The sequence below is a fragment of the Bacillota bacterium genome (assembly GCA_040754675.1).
Lineage (GTDB): Bacteria > Bacillota > Limnochordia > Limnochordales > Geochordaceae > Geochorda.
The window spans coordinates 1-11,754 of sequence record JBFMCJ010000077.1 but is presented as its reverse complement, the minus strand read 5'-3'; the positions used below and the strand labels follow the sequence as shown (position 1 = coordinate 11,754).

Sequence of the window (11,754 nt, the reverse complement as noted above, 5' to 3'; positions counted from 1 at the left end):
GATGTGACGAAAGCGAGCTGTGCGGGTTCGCAGGGGTTGGTGGACGCGCATCACGGCGCCGAGGTCTTATGGACCCGTGACTTCATCCTTATATGCTTGGCGAACCTGGTCGTGTTTTTAGGATTTAAAATGCTAATGCCCACGATGCCGGTTTACGTCGAGTCCCTGGGCGGAAGAAAGAGCGTGCAGGGGCTGGTCATGGGCGTGTTTACGCTCTCGGCCGTGGTGATCAGGCCGCCGGTAGGATGGCTGCTGGACACCATAGGACGCAAGGTCGCATTGCTCTTTGGGCTGGTCGTCTTCGCGATCTCCGCAGCGCTCTACGGCTGGGTCTCTTCTATCGGCCTGTTGCTTATTATCCGGGTCATTCATGGCTTTGGTTGGGGGTTTAGCACGACAGCCTCCGGCACCATCGCCGCGGACGTGGTCCCCCGGACCAGGTTGGCCGAAGGGATGGGGTACTTCGGGCTGGCGTCCACGGTGGCGATGGCGGTCGCGCCTGCTTTGGGGTTGTTCATCGCGGGCTCTTACGGCTTCCCGCTGCTTTTTGGAACTTCGGCGGGCTTGGCCCTCACGGCGCTCGGGCTAGCTTCTCTGGTCCGGGAGCACGGGCCGCACGGCCGTGAAATTGGGCGGGATAGCGCAGCCGTTCAAGAGGGACGCGGAAGGTCTCCGGCCAGCCGGGCAGCTTTCTACGAACCAAAAGCTGTGTTGCCGGGTGCGGTGGTCTTTCTCTCCAACATGAGCTACGGCGCCATAGTAACGTTCCTCGCGCTTTACGCCAGGGAGAGGGGGATCGCCAACATAGGCCCGTTCTTCGGGGTCTTTGCCGTGGTGATAGCATTTGCCCGGCCTCTCTTGGGGGCGTTTGCGGACCGCAGGGGCTTCGACACCGTGGTCATCCCGGGCCTCATTGCCGTCGCTGTCAGCATGGTCCTGCTTTCTTGGGCCCGTTCCCTGGCGACGTTTTTTCTGGCTGCAGTAGTAGCAGGCGCTGGTTTCGCGGCGGTTCAGCCCAGCATGCAGGCTCTGGCTGTGCGGGGCCTTCCCGCGGTACGTCGCGGGGCTGCGAACAGCACCTTTTATATCGGGTTCGATCTGGGGATCGGCGTGGGGGCCATGCTTTTAGGCGTCATCTCCGAGTTCGCCGGGTACTCGGGGATGTACCTGGCGGCCGGCCTGCCCCCGGCCTTCGCGCTGGCGGTGTATTCCCGTCCCGGGTCACGGGCACGGGGAGGAGGCAAGGGGGATTCTACTCCTACTACGGAAAACTGACGAGGGCGGGCGGGGGGTGGCGGGCGACCTCGCCGGCGTAGCACGGGGCACCCGGATTCAAGCCTACGCCGGAGCGTGTACGTCTTGCGCGTTCCCCGCGGGCTTTGAGAAGCGCCCCCATCAGGACCGCAAATCGTCGCGAGCTTCATTGGCATACACAGCTCGTTGGATTATGCTCTAAGACCTCCATGTCGGGGCGACGCCGCCGGGAATGAAAGAGTATTTTTCAGGGTAGCGCTGTGACAGTGGTTATCACAAGTCCCCACCGGGTGGTCTCCCCGGGGTAGCGAGCCGGGAAGGGCGGACTTGCTCGGTGGCAGGCTAAGGTAAAACCGCTCTGCCCGACGGTGGGGCGGGGTTCCCCGGTGAACGTTCCTGGCTCGAGCATCAGATACAAGAAAGATTCGGGAGGTATGGGTAGTGCAGGTTTTTCTTCCTTACGGGCGGGCGCAGCTCGTGATCGAGGCGGATGAAAGCTGGGACGTCATCGAGCCGGTCTTTATTCGCGGCATCGACGACGAACGCGGCGCGGTGGTGGCCGCCCTCCGCAGGCCTTTGGGCTGCGCCCCGCTGCGGGAGATGCTTGAGCCCGGAGACGAGGTCTGCGTGGTCATCCCCGACATCACCCGGCCCGCGCCCACTGCGAAACTGGTCTCCTGGCTCCTGGAAGAGATGGCGGGGTTCCCCGATCTGCGCCTGTTGTTCCTGGTGGGAACGGGGTCTCACCGGCCCTGCGACGAACAGGAGATCAAGGTTGTGCTTGGAGAAGCTGTGGCGGGCGGTTATCCCGTCATGAACCACGACTCTCGTGACGAAGCTGCCTTGAAGATGCTGGGCCGCACGTCTTTAGGGATTCCCGTATGGCTCAACAGTCGTTACCTCGACGCGTCGAAGAGGGTTACCGTGGGGCTATTAGAGCCCCACTTTTTCGCGGGTTTTTCCGGTGGACCCAAGGCGGTGGTCCCGGGGGTCGCGGGCATAGAGACCATAATGGGGATACACTCGGCGCAGCTCATCGACGATCCGGGGACGACCTGGGGGAAGCTGGATGGCAACCCCGTGTACGAACAGATATGCGAGGCATGCGGCCACGCTCCTCCCGACTTCTCCATCAACGTGGCGGTGAATAAGGCGGGGGAGATAACCGGGGTTTTCACGGGGGATGTTTTCCGTGCCCACCGCGAAGGCAGCGCTTTTGTGCGGGACCTGACCATGAGGATGGTGAGCAGGGCGTACGATATCGTCATCACCACCAACGGCGGGTGGCCCCTGGACCAGAACCTGTACCAAACCGTAAAAGGCCTATCCGCCGCAGCGCAGATAACCAGGCCCGGGGGATGCATCGTATGCGCTTCGGAATGCTCCGAGGGCCTTCCTTCGCACGGGAACTTCGCCCGGCTCTTAAGAGAGGCCCGGTGGCCCGGCGCGCTCCTGGAAGCTATCCGGGCGCCGGGATTCCGCATGGAGGATCAGTGGGAAGCTCAGGTCCTCGCTCAAATCACCTTGCGGGCCACGGTATTCCTGTACTCGTCGCTTCCCGAGGATGACGTAAGGAGCGCTTTCCTGTACCCGGTTTCCGGCGTCGAGGAGGGGATCCGGCGGGCGATAGAGGTTTGCGGCGGCGGCGCCAGCGTGGCGGTTCTCCCGCAGGGGCCGTTCACTATTCCATACGTGGGTGGCTGGGCGGGAAGAAATGCCCGCGGAGGGCTCTGATAATATACTGTTTATTCCCGCCTGGGCCTTCAACATGGCCGTCTTCTGGAGATGTCCCGCAGAACTGGTGGGTACCTTGCAAACGAGAGCCGAGCGCTACCAGTGCCAACAGGCACCAAAGCAGGGTTTATGGAAGGCTAAGACACGTAGCGCACGAGAGCGGCGAGCAACTCCCGTATATCCGGGAGCTTGGTTTGTAAAACCTCCCACATTTCGTCTTGGGTAACTGCAGCATACTCGTGGACGAGTCTGTTACGATAGCCAGCAAGCGCCCGTCCGCTTTGGGCAAGCGTAGCGCTTAGGACGCCGCCTCGTTCGAGGAAATCAAAAATCTCCCGGTACTTGGTCGGGTTGCCCCAGCCGGACTTGACAACCACGTGGCGGCCGATATCGAGCACGGCCTCGAGTGCCCGTCGAAGGTGATGTTCCGCGATGGCGTAGTTATCGGGATCGCCCTTGAACTCCTCAAAGGACATGGAAGATAGCCTTTCTAACCGGCCCAGAGCATTACGAGCTGCCTGGGTCCGGTCTGCCACGAGCTGCCGGTTAAACAGGGGGAACACCTCCTCGAGCCTCCTCCGCTATTTCCTTAAAGGATTGCTCCAGTAGCGGCTCGAAGTCCAGGTAGTCTCTCACGATACGATCTTCCGCGTCCGTCCGCTCATCGCGGCTACTCTCATATAAGAGCTTGCCTGTTTGAATGATCTCGAACTGGAGGGTTAACCGGGCTTCGTTCAAAATCACGAGGTCCACTTCTTGCTCAAGCGTGGCCTCCAGCTTAGCTGCGAGGTCCATCTTTTCGGACAACGGGATCCGGCGTCCCTGCGGTAGAAGGATGGCGATATCCACGTCGCTGTCGCTCCGCGGTGAATCGCCTGCCCTGGACCCAAACAGGTAAACCGCTATCGGCTGGTAATTCCTTAGTATATCGAGGGCGGAGCTTAATCTTTTCTCAAGCAAGGATTTCATCCCTTTCCGGTCCCAACTGCGGTTGGTCTTGCTCCATCCTGATATTACCAGATAGGCGCGATTTCGTGAAGTAGGGCCATGTCCCGGGAGCTTAAGTAGCAACGAAGCTACCGAAGATGGTACGGGCGAGGGGTGAGGTGGCGCGGCCTTATCGCCGTTCCGGTTGGTCGAAAAAATTGGATTGGGGGTGGCAGCGAAGGAGGAATTCGGACAGTTATGTAGAATGCTGGCGTCAGAAAAGACATACGGGGCTAAACCGATAAGGGCAAACCCGTCGAAAGGCGGGGACGCAAAGCCACGGGTCTAAGGCTCTGGGAGCTATGATAGCCGGGCTGCCGAAGGAGCCCTGAAACTTTTTTGGGCTGCTTCCGCACCGGCGGAAGCATTTTCAATTTGGCGGGGGCGGGCAACACGCATGACCGATTGTCTAGCTGGCAGGTACGGGGGATAGAGCAGGCGCTGGGTGCTGCCGTGCGCCGGCATCTGGCGCTGCTGAACGACGTGGCCAACGCGGACAGCCCCGGTTACAAGCGCCGGGATGTTCGTTTTCTGGAGGAGTTGGAGCGGGCCGGGCATCGATTGGCCTCGGCCCGCACCGATCCCCGTCACTTAGCTGACCCCGAGCCAGCTTGGCGCTGGTGGTGGGGGATGTCACCAGGGGCCGGTGGGGCGCGAACAACGTGGACATCGAATTCGAACTGGCCTCCCTGGCGGAAAACGGCCTCTGGTACCAGGCTCTCCTTCGTCAGCTGGGGGGCCAGGTTTGCTGTGTGGCGGACCGCGACCACGAAAGGTGGTGGTCTGTGCGGATTAGCAGGGTGCTTTTTAGGCCGACCGGTGCCTGTGGGGGGAACTAGCTGGGGCGGGATGCCCCGCATGAGCTTAGACGGGGTAAGGAGGGAAAAAGAAGGTGATTGGTGTCTTTGCGAAGAGGGTGCGCAATCAGAAGGCCTTCACGCTGGTGGAACTCCTCGTGGTGGTGGCCATCATTGCTATCCTGGCCGCGGTACTTCTGCCGCAGCTGATGGGGTACACCACCAAGGCGCGCACCTCCCGGGCCATGTCCGACCTGGCCACCATGAGGAGCATCGTCGAGGCCTACTGCGCGGACGAGGGCAAGGGCTCGTACCCGGCGCCTGATAATGCGAGCTCGAACGCAAGCGGCATTGCTGCCGTGCTCGGGGCGCACGGGGTAAAGTGGGGCGGTGAGACGGGGATCAAGGACCCCTGGGGCAGCCCGTACTATTATCACGCCCCGCTGAGCGGGAACAACTACCTGGAGTTCATACTGGTGAGCCCGGGTCCCGACAAGGATGTGGGCAACGAGGACGACATCTACTGTACGAACGCCCAGGCCCCGGTGACGGGCGATCCCACGCTGGCCGACCCTGCGCTGGGGGATCCCAAGGTAGCGTCCGCGCAGTAGTGCTTGGCGGGCAGGGGAACGGTTCTCCGCTTCGCCTTTTGGGTTCAGGGGACGGGGGTGGCTTTCGTGCTCTACCAGCTTAAGGTCTGGGCTGGCGGGCGGCTCGGGCGGGTGGTGGTGGACGCGCCGGGGCCAAGGGAAGCGGCCCGCGCCGTGTGGCGCCGGACGGGGGCGGGCGTGCTGGTGATCTCCGTGGAGGCGGCGGAAAAGAGAGGGCTCGGTTCCCTGCGCCCCGGGGGCCGGGTCAGTCCCCGGGACCTTGAGCTATTGTGCGTGAGGTTCGAGTCCATGTTGCGAGCTGGGGTGACGGCACAGGAGGCCCTGGACGTGCTGGCCGGCCAGACGGAGCGGAGGGCATTCGCCTCTGCGCTGCGGGCGGTGTCCGAGAGCGTGCGCGCGGGCTTCGCGCTCTCGGCGGCCCTGGGCGCGCACCCTGATGTGTTCCCGGCGGCATTCTGCCAGACCGTGGCGGCGGCCGAGGAGGCCGGGGCGCTGCCCGAGGCCCTATCGCGGCTGGCGATACATTACGGGCGCGAGGCGGCGTTCCGGGACAAGCTGCGCCAGGCCCTGACGTACCCTGCGGTGGTGTTCTGCCTGGCCCTGGCGGTGACGGGCGGGATGTTCGGCTTCGTGGTCCCGCGGTTTGCCGCCCTGCTCCAGGGTGCCGGGGTGCCCCTGCCTGGGATAACGAGGTTCGTGCTGGCGGTATCGTCCCACGCCGGCCGGGGCGCGGCCGTGCTGCTGGGCTTGCTGGCTGCCGGCGTGCTCCTGGCGCGCGCCTCGCGCTCGAGCGGCAAGTTGCGGGTTCTCTGGGAACGGCTTCTGCTCCGGCTGCCCGTCCTCGGCCGGATTGCCTCCCGCTCGGCGGCCGCGCGGGTGTGCCGGAACCTGGCTCTTTTGCTCGAGACGGGGACTCCCGCCGTGCGAGCGTTGGAGTCCGCCGCCCGGACGGCGGGGTTTTCGCTGCTTGAGTCGGAGCTCGGCAGGGCCCGCGACACCCTGCAGGGCGGGGGCTCCTTTGCGGTTTCCCTGGAAGGGTCACGGTTTTTTCCGGGGACAGCGAGGAAGATGGTGGCGGTGGGCGAGTCCTCGGGGCAGTTGCCGGGGATGCTTTCGCAGGCCGCACGGCTCCTTGAGCTTGAGGTCGACGGGCTCATGCAGCGGCTGCCGCCGTTTGTGGAGACGGCGATGCTGCTCGTGGTCGGCGGCAACGTGGCGTTTGTCATGCTCTCTCTGTTTTTGCCCATCGTGACGCTTTACCAGGCGGTCCAGAAGTAGGTGGTTGCGGTGGTTGAGCGGCTGGGCGAGATCCTGGTCTCTCTGGGCGTGCTTACCCGGGAGCAGCTCGAGGCCGCCCTGCGCGAGCAGGCCCATAGCGGCGGTCGCCTGGGAGAGATCCTGGTTTCCCGAGGCCTGGTGCGGCCCGACCAGCTCGCCGAGGCCCTGGCCCGAAGGGAGGGGCTGAAGAGGGCACAGCTGGGGGACACGCCGCCCGTTCCCGGGGTGCCCGAGGCTCTGGTGCGGCGCCACCAGGTGTTCCCTTTTGCCCGAGACGGGAACGTGCTTTACGTTGCCATGGCTGACCCCTCCGACGTGGTGGCCCTGGACGACCTCCGCCTTGCCACTGGCTGCCAGGTCGTGCCCGAAGTGGCGAGTCCGGAGGAGGTCGCTCGGGCTGTGCAGAGGTGGTACGGCGCCCCCGGGGTGGAGGAAGCTTTGCGGGTGGCGTCCGCGGCCGCGCCGGAGGAGGACGAGGAGGCGGACGACTCCGACGCCCCCGTGGTACGCCTGGTGGACGGGTTGATCGAGCAGGCGGTCTCCGAGGGGGCGTCTGACCTTCACCTTGAGCCCGAGCGGGGCCGGACGGTGGTGAGGCTCAGGGTGGACGGAGTGCTGCGGGACGTGATGGAGGTGCCCAGGCGCCTCCACCCCGCTGTGGTCACGCGGGTTAAGGTGATGGCCGGTCTGGACATAGCGGAGCGGAGGCTGCCGCAGGACGGCAGGATTCGCTTGAGGTCGCCGCGGCCGGTCGATGTGCGAGTGTCGGTGCTGCCCACGGTGCACGGCGAGGCAGTGGTGATGCGGGTGCTGGACACGGCGCGGGTGGTCCCCAGCCTGGAGGCCTTGGGTTACGGGCCGGAGGACCTGGCGAAGCTGCGCCGGGCGGTGTCGGCGCCCTACGGGATGGTCCTGCTCACCGGCCCGACGGGCTCGGGGAAGACCACCACGCTGTATGCCGCGCTCAAAGAGGTCTTGAGCAGGGAGAAGAACGTAGTCACGGTTGAGGACCCGCCCGAGTACGAGATGCCCGGGGTGAGGCAGGTGGCGGTGAACCTCAGGGCTGGCCTGACCTTCGCCTCCGCCCTGCGGGCGATCCTCAGGCAGGACCCAGACGTGGTCATGGTGGGGGAGATAAGAGACGAGGAGACGGCCAAGATCGCGGTCCAGGCGGCCATGACCGGGCACCTGGTGCTGTCGACCCTGCACACCAACGACGCCGCCTCGGCGCCCGTCAGGCTGGTGGACATGGGGGTTGAGCCGTACCTGGTTGCTTCGTGTCTCCTGTGTGTGGCTGCCCAGCGGCTGGTGCGGCTCGTGTGCCCCTTGTGCGGGGAGAGGTACGAGCTTCCCCTGGACGCGCCCGAGCGATACGCGCTGGGGCTGGACTCTGAGCCCGTGTTTTTGCGCCGGGGCAGGGGCTGTTCTTCCTGCGGGGGCTCCGGCTACCGGGGCCGGACGGCGGTGGCCGAGGTGATGGTGGTGGACCGGGCGGTTCGGGAGCTGGTCAGGCGAGGCGCTTCTGCGGACGAGCTGCGCGAGGCGGCGGTGAAGGCCGGCATGGTCCCCCTGCGCGAGGCGGCTGCCCAGAAGGTCCTGGCGGGGGAGACCACGGTGGCGGAGGTGATGCGCGTTGTCTTCTCGGGGCTGGAGTGAGATGGGCGCCTTCAGCATGGCCGGGGTGCTCCTGGCCGCCGTGGTGCTGGCCGCCTGCGCCCTCGCAGTGGCGGAGCCGCTGGCGCGGGGTCTTCAGGATGCGGGGGCTTCGTTTTCCGCCAGCCGGGCGGCCTACCTGGCCCAGGAGGAGGCCGAGAGGCTGAAGGGCGTGCCCTGGGCCGAGGTGGCGCCCGAGCCCCGCGCGGAGGTCCCCGGCTTTCCTGGGTTTTACCGTGAGGTGAGGGTCTCTGAGGCCGGCCCTCTGCTGAAGAGGGTGGAGGTTGTGGTGTCCTATGCCGCCCCGGGCGGGGAAGAAGAGGCTGTCCTTGTTTTTGAGCGGGCCGGGATCCAGTAGGGGCTGGGCCCTGGCGGAAGTGGTCATCGCGGGGGCTCTTTCCGCGCTCCTCTTTTTTGCCCTCCTCGACCTCTCCTGGCGGGTCCCTGCTCTCTCCGTGCGGGCGCGGGCAGGGTTCGAGGACGCCTCTTTGGCGCGCTCCGCCTTTTTGGCCCTCTGCCGCGACCTGCGGGGTACCCGCAAGGTACTGGAGGTTTCGGATACTCTCCTGCGGCTTGATATCGGCGGGCAGGAGGTATCCTGGTCGTTTTCCGGCGAGTTGCTCGTGAGGTCGGCGGGTGGGGTGTCCAGGTCGTGGCGGTTTTCGGAGGTGCGGTTCTCGCGGAAGTCCGGGGGGCCAGTGGAGGTGTTCCTCGACGGCCCGGCCGGGCCTCTGCGCACCGCGGTGATGATCTACGAGGTGGGCAGTTAGGATGCGGGAGGAAGGGTACCTGAGCGTGCTCCTGGCTGCTGTCTTAGCCCTGGCCATGGCCGTGGCCGCTTTTGGCGTGCACGAGGTAGGGGTGGCCTCGCGCCGGGCCTCTGCGCTCGACCTGGACACCGCGCAGGCGCGCCTGGCCGCGGATGTGGGAGTGGAGCGGATCGTGCGCTATCTGACCGCCTACCCCGCCTGGTCTGATGGCTCGGTGGCCCTGGGCCCGGTGGGGGACAGGGCATCGGTTGAGGAGGTGAAGATCGAGCGGGACGACGACGTGGTGACGGTGACCTCGGTGGGAGTGTCCGGGCGGGCTCATCCTGTACGCAAGACGGTGAGGGTCAAGCTGAGTCTCGGCCTGGTGCCCCTGGTGGGCGCGTACGGTGGCGGGGTCAAGGCCCTGGGCGGGTCGGTCCTGGAGGTTTCCGGGAGCGCGCAGCTCCTCTCTGGCCTCCTCGTCTCCGGCGGGCTCACGCTCGGGGGCGACGCCCGGGTGGGCTCGGACTCCGAGCCCCGGAAGGTGTACGTGTCGGGGGACGTCTGGAGCCTGAAGCCTTCGGCCATCCGTGGCTCTGCGTACGCGACCGGGACCGTTTCGCCGGGCGCGGCCACCCGGGAGAACGTCTCCGGCTGGACCCCGCCCCAGGATCTCCCGGACATCGCCCGGGTCGCGGATATGGTTGAGCTCGGCCGCCTGCAGGCCCAGCTCCTGGAGGCCTCGAGCGGGGTGCAGCACTACTTCCCGGGTGACCGCACCTTCAGCGCGGCCGACCTGGCGTCGATGGAAGGCGTATACTTCGTGGAGGGCACGGCGTACGTATTAGGGGGTTCCACCTCGACCCGCGCCTCCATCGTGTCCGCAGGGGACATCGTGCTGTATGGGTCGCTCGATGCCCCGGCCTTCTCCCTGATCGCGGGGAGAGACGTGGTCGCGCGCAACAGCACCTTGGTGCACGTGGCCGTCATTGTAGCTGGCCGGGACGCCGGTTGGGGCGGCACGGGCGGCGGGCACGGCGTCCTCCGGATGGAGTACGGGGCATTGGCGGCGGCCACCGTGAACGGAAACAGGCTGCGAGGGAACGTCACCCTGGAACAGGACGACGAGGTGGACTTCGGCCTGGTCTCCGGCCCCGTGCACGTGACCCGGATCCTGGAGAGGACGGGAGACTGATGCTCAGGCGGTGCCTCGGCATATCGCGTTCAGAGGAGGAAGTATTCGGCTGCCTGGCGGTGGGAACGCGGCGGGGCCCGCGCTTTCTTAAGTTCGCCCGGCAGCCGCTTCTTGGACGCCCGGACGGGGTGGAGGAGGGCCTGCGGCGGCTGGTGCGGGAGCTGGGGCGGGCGCCCGTGGTGCTTTCCTACTCGGGCCCCGACCTCGCGGTGCGCTGCCTGCGGGCGCCGAAGCTCTCCGCGCGCGACCTCGCCTCGGCGGCCTCCTGGGAGATGGAGCTCCTCCTCGGCGAGCGTAAGGGCAAGGCGGTGGTCAGGCACGCGGTGCTGGGTCCTTCCGGGGACGGCTTTGACGTACTGGCGTGCGCCGTCCTGGAAGACTGCATGCGGGCACTGGTGCAGCCCTTTTCCGGGCGGGTGAAGCTCCTTGCCGTGGACATCGAAGCGTGCGCTCTGTGGCGGCTGGCGTCGTTTGCCGGGGCCGTCCCCGGCCCTGACGGCCCGGTGGCAGTGGCGGCGCAGTCGGGCGGGGGAGCGGTGCTGGTCGCCGGGAGGGAACATCCGGAGTTCGCCATCTCGCTGCCCGCGGCTACCTCACGTGACCTTGACCGTGCCGTCTCCTACTGGGAGTCGCAGCAGAAGCTGGGAACAGCGGCAAGGTTGTGGGCGGGAGCTTCCCCGCCCCAAGGGTGGTCTCCCCTCTCCGTGCCAGACGTCCCGCCCGAGTTCCACCTGGCCGCCGGGCTGGCGTTGCACCCTTGGCTGGAGCCGCGGATTGACCTGCTGACGCGGGAGATGCGAGAGGGGGCGCGGGCCAGGCAGCTTTTGCCCTGGCTTCTTGTAGGCGTGCTAGCTGCATCCTCGGTCGGCTTGGGGCAGGCAGCCCTGCACTACCAGGCCGAGGGCGGCCGCGCTCGGCGGGAGGCTGAGGTGCTTGCCCGCGCGGCTTCGAAGTCCTCGCAGCTTGCGAAGGAACTGAAAGAGGTTGCCTCCTGGGGCGACCTGGCGGCGGCTTTTCTGGGGCAGCTCCCCTCCCGGGCGCGCCTGGCGGACGTGGTGGCCCGCTCGGTGCCGCCGGATGCGTGGCTGATCAGGATAGACTTGCTTCCGTCCGGAGACCGGAGCCAGGCCCAGGGAAAGAGCCCGGCCTTGCCCCCCGCGGGGAGCCAGCTTGTGGTGGAGGGGCGCTCGCTGTCTGTCTCCGCGCCCGGCGTGGTGCGAGACGCTTTGCGTGCTGCCCTAGGCTGCGAGGTCCGGGTGGTGAGGGTGGTGTGGGACGACTCCTTGGACTGCTATTCGTTCAGGGTCGAGGCTGTCCTGGTGGGTGAGGGAAAGTGAGGCTGAAGCTACTTTCCTTGCGGTCCCGCGGGCGGCTCCTTTATGCGCTGTGCGTGCTGGTTGCGCTCGCCGGGGTGGTGTGTTCCGCGCGGTGGGCGCTTATCGAAAGGAGGCGCGCTTTAGAGGCCCGCCGCGAGGCAGCCCGGATCTCGTCGGAGG

General features: G+C 66.2%; 11 protein-coding genes and 1 riboswitch. Of the genes, 9 read left to right on the top strand and 2 right to left on the bottom strand.

From position 1 onward, the window contains the following. Positions 1 to 3: 3 nt before the first annotated feature. Together AB1609_06665 and larA are read left to right on the top strand one after the other, a co-directional pair. On the top strand, positions 4 to 1,275 hold the full coding sequence (locus AB1609_06665; protein ID MEW6046147.1) for an MFS transporter: 1,272 nt from the start codon (positions 4 to 6) through the stop codon (positions 1,273 to 1,275). 420 nt (positions 1,276 to 1,695) lie between these two features. After that, positions 1,696 to 2,988 carry a nickel-dependent lactate racemase gene (gene larA / locus AB1609_06660; protein ID MEW6046146.1) on the top strand — a complete coding sequence of 431 codons (1,293 nt, stop codon included), beginning with the start codon at positions 1,696 to 1,698 and terminating at the stop codon, positions 2,986 to 2,988. 137 nt (positions 2,989 to 3,125) lie between these two features. On the opposite strand, the gene AB1609_06655 is transcribed toward larA, so the two are convergent. Together AB1609_06655 and AB1609_06650 are read right to left on the bottom strand one after the other, a co-directional pair. Continuing rightward, positions 3,126 to 3,524, bottom strand: coding sequence for a DUF86 domain-containing protein (locus AB1609_06655; protein ID MEW6046145.1), 399 nt, complete (start codon positions 3,522 to 3,524; stop codon positions 3,126 to 3,128). 10 nt (positions 3,525 to 3,534) lie between these two features. Beyond that, positions 3,535 to 3,948 (bottom strand): nucleotidyltransferase domain-containing protein, encoded by a 414-nt coding sequence (locus tag AB1609_06650; GenBank protein MEW6046144.1) that lies wholly within the window; start codon positions 3,946 to 3,948, stop codon positions 3,535 to 3,537. Between the two features lie 263 nt (positions 3,949 to 4,211). Then, a riboswitch (cyclic di-GMP riboswitch) is annotated at positions 4,212 to 4,297 on the top strand. Positions 4,298 to 4,867: 570 nt separating this feature from the next. Between AB1609_06650 and AB1609_06645 the strand changes: the two genes are divergently transcribed. From AB1609_06645 to AB1609_06615, 7 genes are read left to right on the top strand one after another with little or no spacing between them, the layout of a single operon-like run. After that, on the top strand, positions 4,868 to 5,383 hold the full coding sequence (locus tag AB1609_06645; GenBank protein MEW6046143.1) for a type II secretion system protein: 516 nt from the start codon (positions 4,868 to 4,870) through the stop codon (positions 5,381 to 5,383). A 57-nt stretch (positions 5,384 to 5,440) separates the two neighbouring features. Beyond that, the gene (locus tag AB1609_06640; GenBank protein MEW6046142.1) at positions 5,441 to 6,661 is read left to right on the top strand and encodes a type II secretion system F family protein; all 1,221 of its coding nucleotides are present in this window, start codon (positions 5,441 to 5,443) and stop codon (positions 6,659 to 6,661) included. Then, positions 6,662 to 8,317, top strand: coding sequence for a GspE/PulE family protein (locus tag AB1609_06635; GenBank protein ID MEW6046141.1), 1,656 nt, complete (start codon positions 6,662 to 6,664; stop codon positions 8,315 to 8,317). It begins immediately after the preceding gene. Beyond that, on the top strand, positions 8,295 to 8,672 hold the full coding sequence (locus AB1609_06630; GenBank protein MEW6046140.1) for a hypothetical protein: 378 nt from the start codon (positions 8,295 to 8,297) through the stop codon (positions 8,670 to 8,672). The genes AB1609_06635 and AB1609_06630 overlap by 23 nt, the downstream gene beginning before the upstream one ends. After that, positions 8,650 to 9,084, top strand: a complete 435-nt coding sequence (locus tag AB1609_06625) for a hypothetical protein (GenBank protein MEW6046139.1) — start codon at positions 8,650 to 8,652, stop codon at positions 9,082 to 9,084. The genes AB1609_06630 and AB1609_06625 overlap by 23 nt, the downstream gene beginning before the upstream one ends. A 1-nt stretch (position 9,085) precedes the next feature. Further along, positions 9,086 to 10,258: a hypothetical protein gene (locus AB1609_06620; protein MEW6046138.1), complete on the top strand. Its 1,173-nt coding sequence runs from the start codon at positions 9,086 to 9,088 to the stop codon at positions 10,256 to 10,258. Then, entirely contained in the window at positions 10,258 to 11,595 is a 1,338-nt protein-coding gene (locus AB1609_06615) for a hypothetical protein (GenBank protein MEW6046137.1), read from the top strand. Before AB1609_06620 ends, AB1609_06615 begins: the two co-directional genes overlap by 1 nt. Positions 11,596 to 11,754 lie beyond the last annotated feature (159 nt).

Coding starts and splice junctions, on each gene's coding strand:
- AB1609_06620 (MEW6046138.1), top strand. CDS start 9,086: ATGCGGGAGGAAGGGTACCTGAGCGTGCTCCTGGCTGCTGTCTTAGCC.
- AB1609_06615 (MEW6046137.1), top strand. CDS start 10,258: ATGCTCAGGCGGTGCCTCGGCATATCGCGTTCAGAGGAGGAAGTATTC.